Raw genomic sequence first — 23,594 nt, 5'->3', positions numbered from 1 at the left:
AAAACTGCTTATGGTTGCCTGAATTTCTCTGCCCTGCAGGGGAACAGGCTGTCGGCACAAATTTCAAAAGCGATGAGGCTGCTACCTCTTTTTCTCGTCACAGCCCTGGTCTCCGTGCAGGGCGCAACTTCTGCCCAGTCCGTCACGCTTTCCGGCAAAAACCTGCCACTGAAGAAAGTGTTTTCGGCCATCGAAAAGCAAACAGGATATGTGGTGTTCAGCAACAAAGAATTGCTGCACGGATCAAAAGCCGTTTCGCTCTCCGTTGCGGACGCTCCTTTAAAAACCGTGTTGGACCTCATTTTAAAGAACCAGCAGCTGGATTATGTGCTCCAGGGCAAAACCATTATCCTGTCGGGCAAGCCGCGCAGCACCTCCGTTGAAACGCAGGCCGCACCCGCTCCCGTTGCGGTATTGACAGGAAAGGTGACCGATATGGAAGGAACGGCATTGCCCGGCGTGAGCATACAGGTGAAGGAAACCCAAAAGGGAACGGCCACGGCCGCCGACGGGAGCTTTTCCATCACCGCCGCAGAAGGGAACACGCTCCGGTTCTCCTACGTCGGCTTTACACCCCGCGAAATGGCAGTTACCGCCGAAATGCTGAAAGAAGGACGGCCTGCATTGACGATACAGCTCGCCCGGGCCGCTACGAAACTCGACGAAGTAGCGGTGACCGTCAACACCGGCTACCAGACCGTTTCCCGGGAAAGGATGACCGGCTCCTATTCATCCGTACAAACCCGGCGCCTGGAAGGCAAGCTGCAGCCCAGTCTGCTGACGGCCCTCGAAGGACAGGCAGCCGGCGTGGCCATCACCAAAGAAGGTAAAGTGGAAGTGCGCGGGAGATCCACCTTTCTGGCCAACGGCGAGCCGCTCGTGGTGATCGACGGGTACCCTGCGCCCGGGGGACTGGAATCCGTCAATATCGACAACGTAGAAACCATCACTATATTGAAAGATGCCGTAGCGGCTTCCATTTACGGCGCCCGCTCCTCCAACGGCGTGATCGTTATCACCACCAAAACGGCTAAACGCGGGAAGCTGCAGCTCAGTTACAAAGGCAGCACCGGCATGACGTTCCGCCCGCAATTATCCTACCTCAATAAAACCGGCGCCGCAGATTACGTGGATGCGGAAATCGACTATTACAACAGCGACGTAGCCAACGTTGGCTGGGATTATGAAACGTACTCCGCCTATGGCCGCGTCACGCAGTTATTGATCAGCCAGGCGCAGGGATTGCTGACGGAAGCCGAAGTGAATGCGGAGCTGGGCAAGCTGAGAACGAACAATACACTGGGCCAGCTGGAGCGGTATTTATACCGGCCGGCTACCACGCAGCAACACAACATTTCCCTTTCCGCCAGTTCGGACAAGTTCGCCACCAATGCCGCGGTGCGCTACATCGCCAACAAAGGCAATATGAAAGGCAACAGCAACGACCGGCTGATCCTCGACCTTAAAAACGACTGGAAACCCTCGGACCGGGTCAGCATCAAAATGCTTACCAATATCAATTTCAATAATAACAACACGCCGTTGGAAGCCGGTGATATGCTCGATTTCTCCACCCTGCGGATCATGAAGCCTTATTACGATATCGTTGACCAAAACGGTCATCCGCAGGCAATTCCCGCGGTCAGGCCAGACCTCGTCAAACGCTACGAGGATTACGGCGGGCTCAAATCCATGGAATACAACCCGCTGAACGACCTCGGTTTTTCCACCTCCCGGAACCAGGCGTTCATGGCAAGGCTCGGTGCCAGTATCTCCGTCAACATCCTCGACGGTCTCACCGCCGAAGCAGGCGGTTCCTGGACGAGGGGCAGCGGCGTATTGCGCAACATGCGCGGCGCCAACTCGTTGTATGTGCGTTCGTTCTACAACGCCGCGTCTTCCATCTCCAGCCCCGGCAAACATTACCTGCCGGAAGGCGCGATCATGAACGAAACCCGCAGCCAGAGCGAAGCCTATACCCTCCGGGCGCAGCTCAACTACGGAAAATCGTTCAACCGCGTTCACCGGGTGTCGGTGATCGCCGGCAGTGAGCTGAATAAAGACCTCGTAGACAATAACGCCGCTCCCAGCAGGGTTGGCTATAACGACCAGGCCGGAACATTCGCCACTTTCAACTACCTCGATTTCAACAGCAACGCCTATAAACCGGACTTCCTGTTCCCGGATGGGATGAACGTGCTCAGCAACGGTTCCTATTCCCTGCGCGATAACCGCTTCTTCTCCGTTTATTCGAACGGCTCCTATGAATACGACAACCGCTTCATTCTGAGCGGCAGCGCGCGCATCGACCAGGGCAACCTCTTCGGCACCAATCCCAAATACCGGTACAAGCCCAACTGGTCTGTTGGCGGCACTTACAAGCTCGGCCAGGAGAAATTCTTCCACGTTCCCTGGATAGACCAGCTGAACATCCGCGGCTCCTACGGCATCAACGGGAATATCTCCTTTACCCAGGGCCCGTTCCTGCTGATCACACCGGCGAACTACTCGGCCACCACCGGCGGCATCCCCTATTCCATTTCATCGTTGCCCGACAATAACCTGCGCTGGGAACGCACCATCATCACCAATATCGGGACGGATGTGCGCATGATGGACGGCAGGCTCCGCTTTACGCTCGATTATTACAACAAATTGAGCAAAGACCTCCTGGCGCCCGACTTCATCGATCCCACTTATGGCAGGTTCATGGTCACCCGGAACGCCGGTTCCGCCAGGAATACCGGTATCGAGCTTTCCCTGGACGCGGATGTCGTGAAAGGCAATAAATTCGGGTGGAACGTCTTCTTCAACGGCAGCTACAACAAGAGCAAAGTACTGCAGTTCAACTACGATTATCCCAGCCCCAATTTCCTCACGTTCAGCTTTTCCAGCACCATACTCGGCAGCAATGCAGGCGCCGTGTTAAGGACCGGCTACCCGCTCGACGGCATTTTCAGCTACCGCTTCGCGGGACTGGACAATACCGGAACGCCGCAATACTATTCCGAAGCAGGCAAAAAAATCTACGGGAACGACCTGACCGTGAAAGACATGGTGTATTCCGGCACTGCGCGGCCGAAATTCATCCTCAGTCTTACCAATACCTTCAGCTACGAACGCTTTGACCTTTCCTTCATGGTGATCGGGCAAATGGGCGGCGTTTTCCGCAAAGACACCTACAACGGCGACAATTTCGATCATAAAGACGTGACCCTCCGCTGGCGCAAGCCCGGCGACGAGGCGCATACCATTTATCCCAAGCTCGCCGCTTTCAATACCGATGCCTGGTATTTCCCGTATACGGAAATGCTGGTCCAGAAAGCGGATTTCGTAAAGCTGCGGGACCTCACCCTTTCCTACAAGCTCGACAACAAAATCTGGGGCAACACCGGCCTCAGCAATGCCAGGGTTTATTTCCAGGGCCGCAATCTCCTGACATGGACGGCCAACAATGTGGGGATCGATCCCGAAACTATCGAGCAAACCGTGAACAAGCCCGTTAACCGGGCGCTGCCGATGCGACCTGAATGTTATATCGGTTTTTCCATCAATCTTTAATCCGATCCTTATGCGCAATCAAAAATATCTGATTTTCCTCTCCGCCGCTTTATGCCTGGGCGCCTGTAAAGAATACCTGGACGTGAAGCCCAAAGGAAAGCTCATCCCTTCTTCCGTAGCGGATTTCGACCATCTGCTGGACAACACCGGCACGGTAGACCTGAATTTCCTGGACGGCAACAAAGGCTCCCTGCTCGCCGAGTTGGGCGATAACCTGGAAATGACGGAAGGACAGGGCAAAGTCGGCTTCGTGCTCAGCAGCCATCCCAATGTGGAACGGTACTATGCTTATATTTTCCGCCAGCCTTACAAAAACCCCAATCTCGACGATCCATTCTGGAGCGCCGGGTCGCAGGGCATCTATCCGCAGATATCCTACTTTAACAACGTCATCGAAGGCATCAGCGGCATCAGCGGGAAAACGCAGGAAGAAGCCGCAGTGGCGCGCACCTCCACCGCACAGGCGCTGGTAGCGAGGGCCTGGTGTTATTTTAATGCCAACATGATTTATGGGCCGGTATTTAAACCCGGTTCCCCCAACGCCGCCAAAACCATTCCATACGTAACGGACGTCGATATCAATAAACCAATCCCGGAATTATCCACTTCGGCGGAAGTGGCTGCCAGGGTACTCAGGGAATTACATGCTGCTTTGCCCGACCTTCCCACGCGGTCTACCTGGCCTTCCCGCGCCAACAAGGCCACCGGCCATGCGATGCTGGCTTACTACCACCTGTTCACCCAAAAGCCCGACAGCGTGGTGCATTATGCAAACCTGGCCTGGGCCGCGGCAGGCGGAGCGGCGAACGTGTTATATGATTACAACAAATTCAGGCTGGCGGATCCGGCCAGACCGCTGACTTCGTTGTTGTTGTCGTCGCAAGACGGGCTCGTGAACCTCGTCAACAGCCGGGAAATACTCTTTTACAGGGCCACCGATAAAGATGCGGGCATCGGCGCTTCCCTCTCCTATCCTTCCGGAGAGCTGCTGGCATTGTACGACCGCTCCACCGATCTCCGGTTCAGCCTGTTCTATCTCAACGCCCCGGGGTACAAAACAACGCTCGGCGGAGGGTACGACGACGGCATGCGCATCAGCAACTACCGTTTCCGGAAAACGAAAATGACGGACGGGTTCTCCTGGCCCGAGATCTTACTGATGCGGGCGGAAGGCTATGCCAGGATGAACAAGCTCGACCTGGCGATGGCCGATCTCAACACGCTCCGCCAATACCGGCATAAAACCGGCACGCCCGATCTTGCCATGGGCACGCAGGACCAGGTGATCCAATGGGTGCTGGAAGAAAGGAGGCGGGAGCTCCCCATCGGCGGCTTCAAAAGGTTCCTCGACCTGAAACGCTTTACCCTCGATACAGGCAAGCCCTGGTCCAAAACAAGGATCGAACACAAAATGGGCGGACAAACTTTCCAGGCCACTATCGACTCGAAGGATTTCATCATCCCTATCAGCAATGTGGTACTGAAGTTCAATCCCAATTGGGGCATCCCCCTCGAAACCCGTCCTTATTAATCTTTAACCGATGAACATGCAAAAGTTATTGCCGGTATTGATCCTGGCTGGATTCGCCTCCAGCGCTGCCGCCCAGCAACAGATTATCATAAAAGGGACCGTAAAAGGCGATCTGAAAGGATACAACAAAGTGTATGTGCTGGAATCGGGCATACGAAAGGATTCGGTGGAAGTGGAAAATGGCCGGTTCACCATCCGTATTCCCTGGGTAAAAGATGCGGTCCCCACATTGCAGGCGGAGCATGATACCCGCCTGAAGCCACCGTCTCCCGCCTTCCCGGTTGTGGCCGACAGGCCCGGCACGGTTAACATCGACGTTACCGATCCCGCCAAAGGCTTTCGCGCCGGTAAGATCAGCGGCAGCAAATCGGCCGTTGCCTTCCAGGCATTTGAACAGGGAAGGGAAAAACAGCGATTGGAAATAAATGCGGAAATGAGCAAACGATTCGAGAACAAGCCCAAACACGATTCGGCCTATAATGCGGAATTCCTGGGCCTGATGATGCAACGGCTCATTCCGTACATCGGCAATTTCGTGGAAGCCAATGCGGATGCTTACATTGCAGCCTACATACTGGGCCGCTATCAACCCATCATTCCGGAACAGGACCTTCAGCGTTTCTACGATAAACTGAGCCCGCTTCAAAAACACTCACGTCCGGCAATGGACGTGCAGGCAAGGCTCATCGGCTATAAACGCGCGGTACCTGGCCAGGATGTCGCCGATTTTACGTTGAATTCGCCGGAAGACCAGCCGGTCGCTTTCAGCAGCTATCGCGGTAAATATGTGCTGATCGATTTCTGGTCGAGCTGGTGCGGCCCCTGCAAGGCGTCGTTCCCGCATATGAAGGAGCTGTACCAGAAATATAAAGGCGAGCCGTTCGAGATACTCGGAATTTCCATCGACGAAAAAAAGGCTGCCTGGCTGAGCGAGCTGCAAAAGCAACAGTTGCCCTGGCCACAGGTACTGGATACGAAAAACGTATCGGTGAACAGCTTTGCCGTAACGGCCGTCCCTACCGGTTTCCTGATCAGCCCGGAAGGAAAGATCATCATGAAGCAAGTGGGATTCGGTGAAAACGGCGACGGGGAAATAGAAAAAAAGCTCAAAGAGCTGTTTGGCCACTAATCTGCTTGGATATTCTTTCTTACGCCATCATTCTAAACCTGGAAAGGGCTTCCTGTAACAGGGAAGCCCTTTACTTCAGATACTTTCAGCTGATGTTTACAGGTATAAAAACCAGCTGCCGGCATGCCGGGATTTCGATGTTCAGTTGAAAGCAGATTCTCCGCTACCAGTTCCCGCAGCGATTCTTGAATATCGCGAAGCCCGCGCTCCAATCGCTCCATTCCCCGCAACTGTTCTTCACCCGGAACAGGAAGCTGATCGGCAGGTTCGGATCAGTGGGATTGAACGTCAGCGAGAAACCTGAATTGGTCACCCCGCTGCACTGGAACACGCCTGTGCCCCAGGTAATGGAATAACTGCCCGCCGGCGGGTACACCTGCCATTCCACTTCCGTAATGTTCCTCGAGGATAAAATACTGCATGCGGAGGTGGTGCTGGATGCGTAATAGTCGGCCAAGCCTACGTCGAATGTAGTGCTCGACTGGCAAGGGCCGTTTTTACTGACTTTGATTCCGTCGTTGGACGGTGTCGGACAAACTGCCCCGGCTGCACTGGGGCGCGGGGTTTCAGCCAAGGTCTGCGCATGCGAAAGATAACAGCCTGCGCTGAATAAGGTCAACAGGATTAATCTTTTCATAACGAATCATTGATTAGGGTAAAAGAATAAGGGTAAAAAAGGGTTACAATCTGTGTTCACTGTCGCCAGCGCTCGGGCTAACTGACATCACTGAAATTATCGCATTTTCTTTTCTTTTCCAAAAAACTTGTCGGGGCAAATTACATGTCATCGCGCCGCTTTGTCTGATCATCAACTTGCCGAAAGATCGCATTCACTTTCCCCTGGATAAAAACCGGGATAGGCAAAACCAACGCCACAGCAACCATCCAGCCCATCCATCGTTCCCGCTTCCCGGATAATTCCGCCAGTACATGCGCGATCTGCCAGGAGATATAAACATGCGCCACCAGCAACACGCTCCCTCCTGCCATGAACGCCCCGACACGCAAACCGGCGTAAACTTTCGGCGGATCGGGAAAAAAGAGGGAAACGCCGAACATAACCAGCGACGAAACCCACAACGGCCATGCCTCCCGGCAATTCGCCAGCCTCCCCTTCCATTCGGGAACATCCGCGCGCTCAGCCCATCGCAACACCGAAAAAAACCACCATCCCCAAAGGCAAAACGCCACCGCAAATTGCACGGGCAAATACCACGGAGTACCCCAAATCGAAACCGGAGCGATCAAGATCAGAAAAAAAAGCCAGCTACGCGGCTTCAGCATAAAGCGCATGTTACAAGGAGCGTCTAATGTATGTATGTCTAATGTCTAATCCCAAAAAAAAATGAAAATCCCCGCTAGTTCCGCACCAGCAGCGCCGGCGCGCCCAAATCGAACGTTATTTTCCGGCCCAGCCAGCTGATCCACATAATGCCGTCGTAAATCAACCCCTCCACCAACTGCGCACGGAACGGCCCCGTCCGGATAGACGGCTCACCATCCACCGCAAGGTCCCGCAACTGGGTGATATATATGGACGACTTGAAATTTTCGTTGAATTCGCTCTTCCGCTCCACTTTCCGCACCCGCGCCGTATCCGAGATATTAACATTCAGCCGGCTGAGGTATTTGGCGTTGAGGCGGAACACATCTTTTCCTGCACCGCTATCCAGCGAGCATTGCAGGCGCAGGCTGTCGTTCACCTGGAAATACGCGAACAGCGTCAGCGAATGATTGCGGGATTGCTCCAGCTGCAGCGGCACCACTTTCGCCGACTTCCGGATCGAAGCGAGGGTTTGCTTATTCTCGAACCGGAGCACGTTCTGCGTGAAATCGATCGTGAAAGGCTGGTCTTCCAGTAGTTTCACGGCAATGATCCCATCGATCCCGCCGAGATTGGCGTCCAGGAAGCTTACTTCCGATTCGGCTTTTTTCATGGGGCCGAAGGCTATGTCGCGCACCCGGTACAGATCGATGTCCAGCCGCTCGCCCGTGGCCCTGAAGCCCGTGTATCCGCCGTCTTCCCGCTGCGTATTTTTCAGTTTATCGAAAAAAGCCTTCGTAAAAACGGTGATGCCGGCCCCGGTATCGAAGATGAAATTCCCTTCTACCCCGCCCACTGTCGCTTTCACGAGGATATGGCCGGATCCCGTTACCTGGAAGGGGATTTCCGTCCGGGGATCATGGGCTTTCGCCGGTGAAAGGAAAATACAGGCGCAAAGGATCGCCAGCAGGCATCGTCTCATGTTAAACGTTTGCGCGAAGATACACAATCGGGGAAAACGGGGAAATGCGATATCGTGTTGACATTGCGGTAGAGTTGGACGATTTCCTTTGCAGGATGAAGGAATTCTGCCGTCTACCCCCGCCCAAAGCCCCCGCGCTTTTCGGACGCGCTACCTACCCGTCCGGCATGATTTAAAGAAAAGATGGATACGACATTGCTGAAAAATCCGTTAAGACTGCCGGAGCATTGTTCCTGGCTGTCTTATTTTTCATGCCCTTTCATTTTGCCAAACCGAACGGTGAAAAAAGCAGGTACAAACCAATCACCAGCGCAATCAGCCCCCCCATCGCCAGGTACCGCCACTTCCACGGCGTTACTTCCACGAGATTGTTCCATTGCAAGACAAAGGGCGCCTCACGCGGCCGCCATTTCCCGATGGCCAGCATGAGCAATACCGTCGCAAGGAAAAGGATAGCGAGTACATGTAAAAAATGTATCCCCACGTCCACCACGAACTGCGATAATGCATAACACGCAATGAAGAACGCCAATCCAGCTTTGGCCGCAAGCGCGGGAACGCGGCGCGTGAAAAAACCTACGACCATGATCGTAAAAATGGGTACACTGAAAAGCGCGCCCACTTTCTGCAACCAGGTATATAAGCCGCCCTGCGTGAAATGAATGAACGGCGCAATGCAAACCGCGCCCGCACAAAGCAGCACCTCGAACCTGCGCGCCGTGCGCATCCCGCCGGGCGCGCCTTTGCGGAGGTTCAGCACGTACAGCGTTGCGGAACTATTGATGCCGGCTACGAACGTGGTGAGCGATGCACCGGCCAGCAGCGCGGCCATGAACCCCGTATACACGGGCGGTGCCACGTCGCGGATGAGCGTCGAAAACACGGAGGCGGAATGCGGCAGAGTCCCGTAGATATGCGCCGCCACGATCCCCGGCACATTGAGCAGCAGCGGCAGCACCAGCTTCCCCAATCCCGCGAGGGCCATCCCCTTCTGGCAGGAAGCCAGGTCGCGGGAGCCGAGCGCCTGCTGTACGATGTATTGCTCCGTGCTCCAGTAATATAAATTGACCAGCAACATGCCGGTAAAAATCGTTCCGAAAGGAATAGCGTCGTGCTTGCCGCCGACGGCGTTCAGGCGATACGTTTCCGTTGTCAGCACGGTTTCCAGCCCGGTTTGCCAGCTACCTGCTCCGAGGTGCCGCAATGCGAAGTACGGCAACAGTAATCCGCCGGTAAACATCGCCAGGCCCAGCATCGTCCCGGAAACCGTCATGCCTTTTAACCCGCCCCTGACGGAGAACAGCGTGCCGAGCGCGCCCATCACGGCCACCAACAGCCAAATCGTGGGCCAGTAACCTATACCGGTAAGTTCGGACACGTCAAAAAGCCCTTCCAACGCCACGGCGGCGCCATATAGCACGGATGGCAGGAGATTCACGATATAGTTGAGCAGGAAAATGAGGGATACGAAGGTTTTGGTTTGCCGGTCGTACCGCATTTCCAGGAAATCCGGCGTGGTGGAAATTCCGGTTTTCAGGTAAATGGGCAGGATGAATTCCGCCACCGCCATCATCACCACCACCGACGTTACGCCCCAGGCCATCACGCTCATGTTGTTGGTGAACGTGAGCTCGTTTTCGCCGATAAACGAGGTGGTATTGATGTTGGCGAATATCAGTCCGCAGCCCACCGCCACGAAACCCAGGTCCCTGTTGCCGAAAAACAGTCCGGTAGCGGTCAGGGGCTTCGTCCGCCGCGCACTTCGCCACACCAGCCATGCGGCGGTGGCTATCGTGATAAAAAATGCGCTGAGGGTGGCGGCGTTCATGATTTACAGATTGAAATGAACGGGCTGTTTCCCGTCCCAGGCCCGGGATTGCGCCGGCTTGCCTTTTTCCTTCACAATGATCTTATAATTCCTGCCGTTGCGTTGCACAGACAGATCGATGACCGTACCGAAAGCATATACGTTCTGCAAAGACATCTGCCCCCATTTCGACGGGAGCTTTGGGCACACCGCAAACGCTTTATAGCCGACAGGGTCGAACCCGAACAGCCCTTCCACGATAGCGCGGCAATACAGCCCGCTTTCGGCCGAAAGATGGCGCTGGTCCCCTTCGGGCCAGGCTTCTATCGCATAGGGGACGTGATCGCCCAGCAAACGTTTCGAAGCGTAATACGCCAGGTATTTCAGCGCCGTGTCCGTAGCCCCCGCCTTGAAAATACCGCGGAAAGCGTACAGGGTAGAGCGGTCCCAGAAAGTTTTGGAGCCGGATTCGGTGAGGAGGCCGTCGGGGCTCCAGAGCCTGGGCGACAGCAAAGCCGCCAGGGTCGCATCTTTCCGGTCGTTGATGCCCATCACCAGCGGCAAGCAGATCCAAGCGCGGAGCTTATCGTTCCCGTCGAAATAGCGATAGGTATTAAAACCCTCCACATTGGCGCCGAAGTATTTTTCGATGTTCGTTTTGAGTTGGTCCGCTTCCGATTTCCATTCCGCCGAAACCTGCCGCTCTCCTATCCAGTCCGCCATCCGCGCGCCATACAACAGCGAGGCGTAGGTCAGCACGTTGGTGGAAAGATTATACTTCCCGGCTTTGAAGCGCCCTTCCAGCTCATCCGAATCCGAAAAATAAACGCCGTCCGCCGATTTCTTGCGCAACATGTATTCGTTGCACCATTTCACGAGCGGCCACAACGCCGTCATATCCTGCGGATTGGACACCGTGAGCGCATACTTCGCAGCACCGTAACCAATCATGGCCTGGTCTCCCCGGTCGCCGGCGCCATTCCAGTAACTGTCGCCCTCCGCGATGATGGAACTGGGAATGGGTTTATATTCCGGGTTGATGTATCGCGCGAAAATGCGGAAACTGTTGCGCGCCGAAGCCAGCCCGGCGTCATAACCGAGATACCCGAAAAACGGGTTCACGTATTCCGCCTGGTCGTTGGCCCAGATGGCCGCGTAATATTCCCCGCCGCCGGGGCCGTGCATGAGGCCGGCCTTCGTTTCGTAAATGCTTTCCGCTGCGCGGAGCTTGGCGAAAGCGAACATCCGGTTGATGGTATCGTTCGGGGTTTGGAGCACGAGTTTATCTTCCACTTCCTTCACCAGCGCCATCCGCTGGCTTTCCTCGAAAGCGGGATCGATGTAAAACGGGGGATCGGCCTGCTTCCGGGCCGAATACACGACATGAAAATCCACGAAGCGCCCCGGCGCGAGGGACTTCCGCCCGCCGTTCCAGGTCTTCACCTGCACCACGTACGCGCCGTAGACGCCCCTGGCCGCATCCGTCAAAATACTGCTGTCCGTTTCCGGGATATCGAGCACGAGGTTTTGCCTGCCGCGGTTCTCCAGGCGATAGGCTTCCACGAACGCCGCTTTGCCGGTGGATGGAAAAAGGCGCCGCGTCACCACAACATCCGTCCCGATTCGGCTTTCACAAACCAGTTTGCCGTGTATATAAAAACCCCGGATGGTTTCCGTGACCGGCTTTCCATCTATCAGGACCGAATCCATCGCACTGCCTTTGAATACGCGGATGAGGTTGGCGCGGGTATTGTTGGGGATGGAACGCAGCATAGGGAAAACCAGTTTCCGGCTGAAAACGGGCTTGCGGGCTTCGTTGAAACCATAATGCACGATCGCCGACAGCTGCTTCCCGCTCATTTCGAGATGGTCGGTATGCGGCGGCGTGGATACCGCATCCTGGCGGATCCCGCCATCGCCGGTCATGGTCCAGGTACGCTGCGCGCGGCCTGCAAGCGGCAGCAGCAACAGCAGGCAATAAATGTATCGCATGTTGATCTCGTTAAATTGGATAATGTTCAGGATCAGAGAGACGCCCGCCGCGCCAATGTGGTCGGGATCGTGGTTTGCACCTTTTCGCGGCTGAGAACGGCCTCCGCAGCCATTTTCCCCATCGCGGCAAAGTCGGCCGAATAGGTGGTGATGCCCACGAATTCCTTCGCCGGCTCGTCGTTGTGCGACAGGATGCCCACGTCTTTCCCCGGCTGCAATCGTTTCGCCTTGCATTCCTTGAGGATTTCCCACATGGCAAAGTTGTCCAGCGTGAAATAGACTTTATTCCTTTCCACCGTACCTGCCGTAAATTCTTTTTCGATGCGGCCTTTGATGTGATGGGTTTTCAGGAATTTCCGGAAAGACACGGCGATCTCCTTCGGGTCCAGCGAATCGGGGGAATGGAAAAAGATGAACTCGTCGAATTTCCGGATTTCGTCTGCCAGTTCGGTGAAGGCGCGGTAGGAGGATTTTTCGAATTCCTGGGTGATGTGGTTGAAATCCCCGTCCAGCGGCTCAAACCGGTCGAACATCAGGAATTTGTTACGGGGGATGGTATCGAGCAGCTCCTTCGATTTCGGGTGCGGTATCGGGGCGATGACGTACATGCCGAATTGCCCGCGGATGCTTTGCAGCACGGTTTCGAAAACATCGATATTCCCGTGGTGAAAGTAAAGCTGCAGGCTGATGGAAGGGCCCAGCGTTTGCCGGAAATTCCTGTAAAACTGCTCTTCGAAAGTATCGAGGTTATACATGACCAGCGCCACTTTGAGGAGTTGTTCGGTACTTTGGCCCGACACGAAATATCCCAGCCTGTTGCGGGCTTCGATGATCCCCCGCCCGGTGAGCTCCCGGTAGCCTTTCATAATGGTTTCCCGTGAAAAGCCCAGCTCCCGGATCATGGCGTTCACGGAAGGGAGCGTGTCTCCGGGAGACAGCACCTTATCGTTGATGGAATTGATGATGCCCTGTACCAGGCGGTCGTGCTTGGAGTAAGACACCACGGTTTCCAGATCGGTAATCTTGTCAAAAACGTTCATAATTAGTCCTCTTTTTCAGCGATGGCTTCCATTCCGGGAAGCAGTTCCACTTCCGCCCAGGTTTTGCTGTTGCCCATAACATCCGTTTCCACGCGGGTTTTCATTTTCTTTCCGTTTATCCGGATACCGGTTGCCCGGCCGTTGAAAGCGGCGCGCCAGGTAAAAGGGCGGCTTCCTTCGTTCTTCAGCACGCTCCGCCGCGGCTCGTGCCGCAAACGGATGTCCGAAGATAACACCTTCAGCCCGCCAATTTCGCAAAAATGCGGCGAGCAGCTATTGTAAACGGTAGTCAGCCGGTTGTTCCGCCCGTCCGGCGAAACGCCCATGACACCCTGTACGATCCCTTCCATCACCCCGAAAGACACTTCAGGATATTCGCGCCGCGGCGTTGCCGGGTGGGTCAGGTACAGGATGAAGCGGTACGATTCGTCGAAATAACCGAAGCGGCTGAACTGGTACGATAAATACGAAAGATTTTCCACGTTCCATTCCTTGCTGCCCATGTTGGCGATGGTCTTGCGGACGCGGTCGCCGTTTTTCAGCGCATCGTACCAAAGCAGGAACGTTTCCCCTTCCCCCCTTCCGAATTTACGGCCATGGGTGAAATACGTGTTGTATAAACCGGCCTGCCCGTCCCACCAGTTCGTTTCCAGATGTTGCCGGTATGCCTCCGCCTTTGCCCGGAATTGCTTTTCCGCCCTGCGGTCTCCCCGCCAGCCTGCTATATCCGCATACGCCGAAAACCCTCGGTACATGGCGGCAACGAGGTCCGCCCCCATCCCCATATCGGCGATGGCTTCATAATAGGAAGGCAATCCCCTGCAGCGGTGGAAGTAATCTTTTTCGTTGAAAGGCACCGGCGCGTTGGGAAACGGCGGCCGGCGCAGCAACGCCTCCGGCCGGAGGTGCCACCGGTCCACGAACGGCCCCACCGTGATCGCGGAAAAGTTACGGAACGCAGCGCTGTTGATGAACGCCGTGTCTCCCGTCCACATATACATCCGCCAGCCCGCGTAGATCAGCTCGAAATTGGCGTTCAGGTTGTACCAGAACTCCTTATCATTCCGGTAATCTTCCACGGCCGGCTTTCCCGATTTATGTATCTCCCAGAACGTACACCAGTCTTTGCTTTCGGAAATCCCTTCCAGGAAACGGCCGAGCATATTCCGGTTCTCCGCCTGCATGCCCAATACTTCCGCACCAATGAGCTGGTGCGACACATCCCGCACGCAAAACGCGCTGCGGGCCGGCAAAGCCGCCTCGTACCAGGGGCCCACCGGGTCGGTTGCCTGGCCCCGGTAAGACAATGCCATATCCCTCGCCCTTACGAACGCCTGTTCCAGCGCCGTGTCCGACGAAGTGAACTCCGCCTGCGCAAAAACGCCAGAAGGCAGTACCACAAAGGCCGCAGCCAGGAAATGCATCCATTTCGCCCACCGGCGGCGTACCATTTCAAACATCATAAGCCTTTTCAATTGAATATTGCAGTTTCATAACGTGGAACGTTGATATGAAATATACTTAAAAATCGATTCCGGATGCGTGCACAATTAAAGAAAGCAACCCTGACCGTAGAAACGGCAGGGTGCGATTAAAAAACTGTATGTATAACCAGTCAGCATACATCACTTGTATAAAGGATTTTGCGGCAACCCGGTGCGGTTGATCTCCGTCCGCGGGATGGGCAGCAGGTAATGTTCCGGCTTGAAGGCGCGTTGCTCCAGCGTTTGGTACACGTACGTCCTGACGCCGGTAGTTGCGTTGCGGGTAATGATCACCTGGCGGCAGGGCTTGTTTTCCGTCGTTTCCGCGATCTTCCAGCGGCGGACGTCGTAATAACGGTGCCCCTCGAAGCAAAGCTCTACCTGCCGCTCGTTGCGGATCCGCGCCAGCAGCGCCGGGCCGCTTTCCGTCAAAGGCGCCGTGATACCGGCGCGCAGCCGGATCTTGTTCAGGTATTCCCGGGCCACGGCTTCATGCCCCAGCTGGAATTCCGCTTCGGCGTAGTTGAGGTAGATCTCCCCGAGCCGCGACAAAATCCAGAAACGGTTGGCCTGCAGGTCGGTATTGAAATTGAACGTCGTGTCCATGTACTTGCGGAAGGAGTAGCGCGTCAGGCTGTTGTTCCAGGCGTCGTACCCCTGGTCGGAATCGTAGCCGCCTTCGTAGAACTGCGCCTCGTTGGTGGTACGGTCGCTGAAATAGGCCGCGTTGCCGGTAGGCCGCCCGTCGTGCACTATATCCGCATAGAAGCGCGGATCGCGCCCTGCGTAAGGGTTCTGCGGATCGTAACCGGATTGCGCGTCGGAAATGTTTTTCCCGTTGGCCATACCGAACGCGTCCACCAAATCCTGCGTGGGCGCAAATGCCGCCCAGCCGTGGTACCCGTTGGGGAAGCACATCATTTCGATGCCGGTGAACGCATCCCATTCGTATTCCTTGTTCGACAGCCGCGCACCGATGATCTCGCTGTTGTACACCGTGAACAGGTCTGCGTAATTACCGGTATAGAGCGTAAACCCGGGCAGGTCCATCACTCTTTTGGCCGCAGCGGAAGCCGCCGCCCATTTCGCCGCGTCGTTGGAAGGGTTCCAGAGCGGGCTCGCCATATACAGCAGCAGCCTCGATTTCACCGCCAGTGCCAGCGGGGCGCTCGCACGGCCTTTGGGTTGATTGATGCCCGTCAGCAGGGTCGCCGCCGCTTCCAGCTCGTCGCTTACGAATTTCGCGCATTCGTCGAAGGTACTGCGGGGGACTTTGAAATCGGACGACAGGCCGAAGGGCGTTTTTACGAGCGGAACGCCGCCATAGTCGCAGATCAGCTGAAAGTAAGCGTATGCGCGGAGGAACGTCACCTCCCCTTTGATCCGCTTCCGCGTGGCATCGTCGCCCGGAACCTGGTCGATGCGCGACAGCAGGATATTGGCGTTCTGGATATGCGAGTAATTCTTCGCCCAGATGTCGAAACTGCCCGCATTGTCGGGCGAAAGCAGCCCTTTGTTGATCACGTTGCGGACACCGGCGTAGTCGAATTTATTGAAACCTTCGTCAGACGCGGGCGACAGCAAAAAGCTGCGGTTGATCGAACTGCCCCAGTCGTACGTGCAGGTGGGCAGGATGTTGTAGATGTTGTTGGCGAAAGCTTCCGCCAGCTTGATGTCTTTCCAGACGGATTCGTCGGTATACGAATCCAGCGGCGCTTTGTCCAGCACTTTGGAGCACGACGGCAGCAGGAAATTGCCCGCACATAAACCCGCCAGTAGCAATATTCTCAGTTTCATGATAGGAAAGTTTGAATGGTGAAAGCCTTAAAGCCCGACGTTGAGCCCGAAGCGGAAAATCCTCGTTTGCGGATAATTGATGCCTGTGGTGTTGTTCGTTTCCGGGTCTACGCCGAATTTCTTCATTTTGTCGAACGACAGCAGGTTGTACCCGCTGGCATACAGGCGCAGGGCGCTGAGGCCGCTGCCGGAAAAGAATCTTGTTGGAACGGACCACGACAGCTCGAGGCTCTTCAGCCGCAGGAACGAAGCATCGCGCAGCCAGAAGTCGGAATTGTTGTAATAGGAAGCGTTGACACTGTTGCTCGTATGCGCGCGCGGATATTCGCTTCCGGTGTTTTCCGGCGTCCAGCGGCCGTCGTACAGCCATTGCGGCGGGGCGATGAGGGAACCCTGCACCTGGGAGTTGATCATCTGCTTCGCTTTGGTTTGGCCGGACAGGAGCATGTTCAGGCCGATGCCTTTGTAGCTGAGGCCGAGATTCACGCCATACACCACTTTCGGCGTGGCGGTTTCGTAAATGCGGACCTGGTCGTTGGCCGTGATGACACCGTTGCCATCGGTATCCTTGATGCGGATATCGCCAGGGCGGGCGCCGGGCAGGTGAACGGAACGGTCGATCTCGTCCTGCGAACGGTAAATGCCGTCAGACGCATACAGTAGCCAGGAATCGATGGGGTATCCTTCGGATTTCTGCCATTGGGGAACGGAAGCCGCTTCGTCACGGAAAAGCACTTTGCTTTTCGCGAAAGTCCCGTTCACGCCGGCCGAATACCGCAGTTCGCCCGCATCGCCGGTGTAGGTCAGGGCGAAGTCGACGCCCCGGTTCAGCGATTTCCCGATATTCTCGGAAGGCAGCGCCATTCCGGTAAACAAGGGGATCGACGCATTGCGCTTGGCGAGAATGTCTTTTCTCACATACCGGAAATAGTTGGCGGTAAACGTCAGCCGGTTGTCCAGCAACGTCGCGTCCACCCCGAAGTTTTTCGTATCCTGCTTTTCCCAGGTGATGTTGGGATTGGGCGTGCTGGTGAGCGAAATGGCGTTGTTCAATGCATAATCGTCGCCGAAGTAAGTATAATAGTTTTTGTTCGTCACCAGCTGATAGCGGGTCAGGAAGAGATATTGGGCCACGGCATCGCTGCCGAGCAGGCCCCACGACGCGCGAAGCTTCAGCTCGTTGATAAAGGGCACGCTTTCCTTGAAAAACCGCTCTTCGGAAATCCTCCATCCCGCGATCACGGCCGGGAAAAGGCCCCAGCGGTTCTGCGTCGGGAAGTTGAAGGAGCCGTTGTACCGCATCGTCACTTCCAGGAGGTATTTATTGTCGTACCCATACTCTACCCTGCCCAGGTAACTCGCGCGGCCGTCTTGCGCCGACGAGCCCGTGGCGTTCTGTCCGTCGGCCGTACCGGTAAAGATCTGGTCGATCTGGTCGCTCAGCAGGTTGCGGCGATAGGCGTAAGTGCCCCAGGACGACGAAGTCGTGGATTCATACCCCGCGAACGCGCCGATCTTGTGGCGGCCGAAAGTGCGGTCATACGCCAGTTTGATGAACTGTGTGCTGCCCGAAAGCATGTCTTCGTTCTGCGCAACGCTGGCCGAAGAAACCGTGCTGGAACGCTGGTTGGTATAGGTGTTGGTAGACCGGTCGAATGCATATGCATCCCAAGGCCGGTTGAAAACTTTCCTGTGACGGAGGTTCACGTCGTAAGACACATATCCGCTCAGCGACAATCCTTCCGTAACGAACGGCATTTTCAGGTCGAATCCCGCTTGCGGCGTTACCACGTAATTCTTCACGCGGTCGTACCCCGGCGCGTCCGTTACGAGGATGGCGGGATTGCGGCCCGCCGCCACGCCTGCGCTGGGCAGGCCGTTTTCCCAACGGGCGGGAATGAACGGGTACAGCGAGCGTGTTTCGTGCAGGATGCTGCCCACGCCGTAGGTAGGATAGCGCCGGTCTTCGTTGCGTGCGGCGATATCTAGGTTCACTTTCAGGTTGGAAGAGATCCGCGCGTCGATGTTGGAGCGGATGTTGAACTGCCGGTAGCGCTCGATGCTGTTGCGGAAGTTGCTGGACTGGTCTACAAATTGGCCCGAGAAATAATATTTCACCTGCTCGTTGCCGCCGCTCACGCTGAGGGAATGGGAAGTTTGCGGCGCGTTTTTGCGGAAAACTTCGTCCAGCCAGTTGGTAGACGTATATCCGGGAACGTTACCCGCCTTGTACTTATCGATCTCTCCCTTGGCGTAGGTATTGGGGTTTACTTCGTTGAAGTAGGTCATGTATTGCCAGGCGTTCACGATTTCGGGCTGGCGGGTGAGTTGCTGGAAGCCGTAGTTGCCGTCGTACTGGATGGTCGGCTTGCCGGATTTGCCTCTTTTGGTGGTGACGAGGATGACGCCGTTGGCCGCCCGTACGCCGTAAATGGCTGCGGATGCGTCTTTGAGGACGGTCACGCTTTCAATGTCGTTGGGGTTGATGCGGTTGAAACTGCGGTCGGGGATGCCGTCTACGATGATGAGCGGGCTGGTGCCGCCGCCGAAAGAGTTGAAGCCGCGGATGACGAGGGAAGCATCGTCTTCTCCGGGGCGCCCGGAGCGGTTGTTGGCGATGACGCCCGGCACGCGGCCGGCGATGGCGTTGGATACGTTGGACGAGCCGCTTTGAATCAGTTCGGCGCCCCGTACGGAAGATACGGCGCCGGCAACGGAAGTTTTTTTCTGAGAACCGTAGCCGATCACCACTACTTCGCCGATGTCTTTGGAAGCCGGGACGAGCGTGATGCGGAGCGGGGTGCCGCTACGGGAGGGGATTTCCTGCGTTTCGTATCCCGTAAAGGAAACAACGAGTACGGCACCGGAGGCGACACTGAGCTGAAAGCGGCCGTCTTCGAGGCTGACAGCCCCGTTCGAAGTACCTTTTTCCGCGATGGAAGCCCCGGGTACCGGTTCTCCCTTTTCATTCGCCACCTTACCGCTCACCTGGATTTTTTGCTGCGCCCAAACGGGGGAAACGACGGCCAGCATCATGGCCAGCACCAACATCGTTTTCCATAGGCACGTGGAAGTTCGGGAGCCCGCCTGCGTATGGCAGCTCCTGGAAAAATAAGCTTGCATAGATTTTACTTTTGGTTGTAGCTGTGGAATTTATTCATACCTGGAATACGCAGACAACCTCAGCTGCTGTCGCAACTACGTGGAAGAAACTGTTTCATGGCAATAGTTTTGGTTGACCTTGCGGGAATAGCGCCGCAGGAAATACGTAAAGACTATGTTATTCTAGTCTATTCTACTGCAAATATAGGGAACGGTTTCAAATGCGCAACTTTTTTCTCTTCAGGGAAAGATGGTGCCATCCGGGAACGCAAACGTTATCATCTCCACAACGGGCCATGGAAAAGAGTTCCGCATCCATATATTGGACGCGGTCGATCGAAAAATAGTATGGAAATGGGGATTATCGCTCCTTCCTGCGGAGGCGCTCCAGCTTTTGCCCGTAGATCTCCGTTAACCGGTCCATAGGCCGGGAAAGGACCTTCGGCGCCCGGAAACGGTATCCCGCGAACACCCTGAAAATGAGCCGGCTGTCGCTGTTGATGACGGCATTGTTTTCCTGCCGCGAAGCGTTGGAAATGACGTTCATATACGTTCCTGCGTATACCCGCTGACCGTTATACCCGATCCCCGCGCGGCCGTCTACCCGGAATGCCGGCGTATGGTGGTGGTCTACAGCCGGCCCGTCCGGATAACGCGTTGTCAATTTCGTGAAAATATATCCCGCTCCAGGCGTTACCCCCAATGACGCATACCAGTACTGCCACACGAAAGTATACTGGTAACCCGCGCCCAGCAATACTTCGAAGTTGTTCGTCCGCTGCGTGGCCCCGCCCGGCGCAACCGGTACGGAACGGTCGTCTATAATGTAATACCGGTACAGCAGCAGCGGAATGAAACTTCCGGCGCTCCTGCGCTGGCGCTCTGTTTGCGTCAGCACCGCGTTCACCGAAAACCGCGGATTGAAATTATAAGCCGTAATGCCCTGGAAGCTCCTGAACACCAGATCGGGGAACTGCAGGTACGGCATCCCCTCCTTCCAGCCCGGCACGTAATCCGCCGTGTTTTCGAGGTAATAGCCTTTGGTCCTGCTGTAACTGAGCTCCTGCTGCCAGTGGCGGAAAGTAAAGCCCAGCGCCATTCCCCGGGCAGCCGTCTTCCCCATCTGGCCATCATCCCCGTTCCCGGACAAAAACCGCGGCGCCACCTTGAAACCCACCGAGAGAAAGCGGTACGAAAAACCGAGATGCACCGCCGCACTGGCATTGGGCGCCAGCTCCAGGTCGCGGCCCGGCGTCAGGAGCGCAAGCTCTTCGAGGTCTTCGCTGTACGTGGCCTTCACGGTCGCGTAATCCCCGATCTTTTCGACGTACGGACGCCCCGCCGGCAGGGAATCCCGGTGCGGGAGACTGTCGGCCGGAAAAAGGATAACACTGGCGCAGGAGGCCATCCATCCCAGGCAAGTATTGGCTAAAGGCATGAGACTGAGGGTTTTGATCGCTGACCGCAAAATAAGGAAGATTATCGTATCTGCTTTTCAAGCTGCCGATATCCTTACTTCCCTTTTCAAAATTGAGTATATTCAGTGAAAATTCCCTTGCCATGAAACTCACCGCAAAAGCCCGGTTTTTAGCAGCGATCGCGGCCATTTCCCTGTCATCCTGCGCCACCATCATCTCCGGCAGCAAACAAACGTTTATGCTCAACACCAAACCGGAAGACGCCACCGTGACCGTGCTCGACAAAAAAGGCAACACCGTGTTCAGCGGCCAAACCCCTGCTCAGGTACGCCTCAAATCCGGCGCCGGTTATTTCTCGCCCGCGAAATATGAAATCACTTTCACCAAGCCCGGGTTCGAATCGCAAACCATTCCCGTTCATTTCAAAATCAACGGCTGGTATTTCGGGAACATCTTCCTGGGCGGCGCGATCGGGCTCCTCATCGTTGACCCGCTCACCGGCGGAATGTGGACCATCAACGAACCGGCGAAAAACATCCTCCGTACCCTCAAAACACGCGACGGTATTGCTTTGGAAGTAATCGAGCTCAAAGACCTGACGAGCGATCAGCGCGCATCGCTCGTGAAGCTGCAATAAAAAAAGCCGGTGTTCCCGGCTTTCATTTTTTTATAGGCGGACGGCCCTCATTCCTTCACATATCCCGCTTCCACCTTCAATGCTTCCAATGCGTTCACAAGGAATACCAGCGGCGCGTTCCAATTGATGGCGACTTCATTGCATGCGAAGGCGCTGTCGCGGTCTACGTAAGCCGTTTCCACTTCCCGGAACGGATACCTGGCACCGTCTTCCATCCTGATGTTCGGGCCACCCACGAGGAGCCCCGGCACAGGATCTGCTACCCCGTCTGCAACCGATGGGCGGTGGTGCGGATGCATGGGCCGCTTTTCGCCGAAACCCGTCACGAAGCAATACCCCGTTGCGTTTCGGCCCAACAGGTAATCGAGATTGGAAAGGGCATGATCGAGATAAATGCGGTTTTGGGTGGCGAGATAGGCATACACCAGCAGGATGCCCTGCGTGGCCGCATTGGAATTGCCACCCCAGTTGAAATCCGCAGGCGTTTGTCCCATAACGGTACCGAACGCATTTTTTTCCGACGAACGGATGAGCTGATCGGCCTGCCGGATGAATAATTCACCCATCCCCTTTTTGTGGAGCGGTTTGGCGGGATGGCGATAAGCGCTCCAGTGGCCGAGGGTTTCCACGGTGTACCAGTTCGGCAGCGCATAGCCCGTGTGCAATTCATCCGTGCTGTCGAACTTTTGTCCGCCTACGGCCGTCACCAGCTCCATATACGCCCAAAACCTTTCATCGGCCGAATTCCTATCTCCATATTCGCCGGTTTGAATTGCGGGCTTCGTTTTCCGGTTGATTTCTTTCTGGTTGTACAGATATGTGGCGCCGGTATGTCGTTCGGCCCAGTCCCACGCGCGGACGGCCGCCCTGCTGCAGCTATCCGCCAATCCGGGGAATTGATCTTCGAACGGCCGGTAAATCCGCGAAGCCATGGCCATTACGGCGGCAAAATCGTAGGCAGCCGTGCTGCTTTTCTGCACCACGTACCTCGGCTGCGTGGAGGCGTTGTGCGGCATTACCATTTTGTCGAACCCGGCGTTGGTGCATTTGTGGTAAACGCCGCCGTCGTTGGGGTCTTGCATAGTCAGCATCCAGCGCAGGTTGTACAGCGATTCGTCGAGGATATCGGGAACGCCGTTGCCGCTTTCAGGAATATTAATATCGAGCCGGTCGAAGTATGCGGGAAAAATTTCGTAGGCAGACAGCAGCATGTACATCGTAATGCCGGAGTTGACGATGTATTTGTTGTAATCGCCGGCATCGTACCATCCGCCTGGCGAAGCGATCACCGTTCCTGCCGGTCTTTTGCCGTCGGCTGCGGAGGGATGGACGAGCACCCGCGTGTCCGGATGCCCGGCCGGGCGCGCCCATTTGCCGGCGTATCGCGCTTCCAGCGGCATGGACGCCCGCTGGAAATAAAACCCTTTCAACACGGCTGCCGCCAGGTCGCGATAAGGCGCATCCCCGATCCCGAAAGGATACGAAGCCGCCATTCCCGGCACCCGCAGCACGAAGCGCCCTTTCTTTTCCAGAGCGCTGAAATCAGCCATGCGTACGCGCGATGCCGAATACTGCGATAACTTTTCCGGCTGCAGCACACCGCGGAATACCGTATCGTTCCCGTCTGGTGTAGTGATGAAAAACAGGTCGGAAGGGACCGGGCCCATGACCGCCGCCTGTTTGGGCCCGGCGGTATAAAAACCGGACTGGTTGAGACGGACGGGATTTTCCTGCGCCGCGGCAAAAGCGCCGCTCAGCAAGGCCCCGATTATGCAGGCAGGGAACTTCATGTAGCATGGTATTTACTGCATGAAGATACATAAATCAGCTTCCGTTTCTTTTCTTTCTGC

15 protein-coding genes are annotated in these 23,594 nt (G+C 55.8%); 4 read left to right on the top strand and 11 right to left on the bottom strand.

Translation table 11 applies throughout. From position 1 onward, the window contains the following. Positions 1-72: 72 nt before the first annotated feature. From ACQKLP_RS12340 to ACQKLP_RS12330, 3 genes are read left to right on the top strand one after another with little or no spacing between them, the layout of a single operon-like run. The gene (locus tag ACQKLP_RS12340; RefSeq protein WP_427323052.1) at positions 73-3,561 is read left to right on the top strand and encodes a SusC/RagA family TonB-linked outer membrane protein; all 3,489 of its coding nucleotides are present in this window, start codon (positions 73-75) and stop codon (positions 3,559-3,561) included. 10 nt (positions 3,562-3,571) lie between these two features. Continuing rightward, complete coding sequence (locus ACQKLP_RS12335; RefSeq protein WP_427323051.1) at positions 3,572-5,092, top strand: RagB/SusD family nutrient uptake outer membrane protein; 1,521 nt, start codon at positions 3,572-3,574, stop codon at positions 5,090-5,092. A 16-nt stretch (positions 5,093-5,108) separates the two neighbouring features. After that, positions 5,109-6,221, top strand: a complete 1,113-nt coding sequence (locus ACQKLP_RS12330) for a redoxin domain-containing protein (RefSeq protein WP_427323050.1) — start codon at positions 5,109-5,111, stop codon at positions 6,219-6,221. A gap of 163 nt (positions 6,222-6,384) precedes the next feature. Here ACQKLP_RS12330 and ACQKLP_RS12325 read toward each other — a convergent pair whose 3' ends face one another. From ACQKLP_RS12325 to ACQKLP_RS12280, 10 genes are all read right to left on the bottom strand, one after another. After that, a complete protein-coding gene (locus ACQKLP_RS12325) occupies positions 6,385-6,858 on the bottom strand; it encodes a hypothetical protein (RefSeq protein ID WP_427323049.1) in 474 nt (157 codons plus the stop codon). 140 nt (positions 6,859-6,998) lie between these two features. After that, entirely contained in the window at positions 6,999-7,505 is a 507-nt protein-coding gene (locus tag ACQKLP_RS12320; RefSeq protein WP_427323048.1) for a hypothetical protein, read from the bottom strand. Between the two features lie 74 nt (positions 7,506-7,579). Further along, positions 7,580-8,467 (bottom strand): retropepsin-like aspartic protease, encoded by an 888-nt coding sequence (locus ACQKLP_RS12315; protein WP_427323047.1) that lies wholly within the window; start codon positions 8,465-8,467, stop codon positions 7,580-7,582. A gap of 259 nt (positions 8,468-8,726) precedes the next feature. Then, positions 8,727-10,295: a solute:sodium symporter family transporter gene (locus ACQKLP_RS12310; RefSeq protein WP_427323046.1), complete on the bottom strand. Its 1,569-nt coding sequence runs from the start codon at positions 10,293-10,295 to the stop codon at positions 8,727-8,729. 3 nt (positions 10,296-10,298) lie between these two features. Continuing rightward, positions 10,299-12,266, bottom strand: a complete 1,968-nt coding sequence (locus tag ACQKLP_RS12305; protein WP_427323045.1) for a hypothetical protein — start codon at positions 12,264-12,266, stop codon at positions 10,299-10,301. A 32-nt stretch (positions 12,267-12,298) separates the two neighbouring features. Next, positions 12,299-13,306, bottom strand: coding sequence for a GntR family transcriptional regulator (locus tag ACQKLP_RS12300; protein ID WP_427323044.1), 1,008 nt, complete (start codon positions 13,304-13,306; stop codon positions 12,299-12,301). A gap of 2 nt (positions 13,307-13,308) precedes the next feature. Next, a complete protein-coding gene (locus ACQKLP_RS12295; RefSeq protein ID WP_427323043.1) occupies positions 13,309-14,769 on the bottom strand; it encodes a hypothetical protein in 1,461 nt (486 codons plus the stop codon). A gap of 162 nt (positions 14,770-14,931) precedes the next feature. Further along, entirely contained in the window at positions 14,932-16,587 is a 1,656-nt protein-coding gene (locus tag ACQKLP_RS12290; RefSeq protein WP_427323042.1) for a RagB/SusD family nutrient uptake outer membrane protein, read from the bottom strand. Between the two features lie 27 nt (positions 16,588-16,614). Then, positions 16,615-19,710: a SusC/RagA family TonB-linked outer membrane protein gene (locus tag ACQKLP_RS12285; protein ID WP_427323041.1), complete on the bottom strand. Its 3,096-nt coding sequence runs from the start codon at positions 19,708-19,710 to the stop codon at positions 16,615-16,617. Positions 19,711-20,050: 340 nt separating this feature from the next. Continuing rightward, positions 20,051-21,127: a DUF4421 family protein gene (locus ACQKLP_RS12280; RefSeq protein WP_427323040.1), complete on the bottom strand. Its 1,077-nt coding sequence runs from the start codon at positions 21,125-21,127 to the stop codon at positions 20,051-20,053. A gap of 122 nt (positions 21,128-21,249) precedes the next feature. On the opposite strand from ACQKLP_RS12280, the gene ACQKLP_RS12275 reads away from it, so the two are divergent. Next, a complete protein-coding gene (locus tag ACQKLP_RS12275; RefSeq protein WP_427323039.1) occupies positions 21,250-21,744 on the top strand; it encodes a hypothetical protein in 495 nt (164 codons plus the stop codon). A 47-nt stretch (positions 21,745-21,791) separates the two neighbouring features. Here the strand turns inward: ACQKLP_RS12275 and ACQKLP_RS12270 are convergent, their stop codons facing one another. Further along, on the bottom strand, positions 21,792-23,534 hold the full coding sequence (locus tag ACQKLP_RS12270) for a glycoside hydrolase family 9 protein (protein ID WP_427323038.1): 1,743 nt from the start codon (positions 23,532-23,534) through the stop codon (positions 21,792-21,794). Positions 23,535-23,594 lie beyond the last annotated feature (60 nt).

This window comes from Chitinophaga sp. NPDC101104 (genome assembly GCF_050277495.1).
GTDB lineage: Bacteria > Bacteroidota > Bacteroidia > Chitinophagales > Chitinophagaceae > Chitinophaga.
Note: the sequence above shows the minus strand (reverse complement) of the source record. Positions and strands in the feature narration are given on the sequence as shown.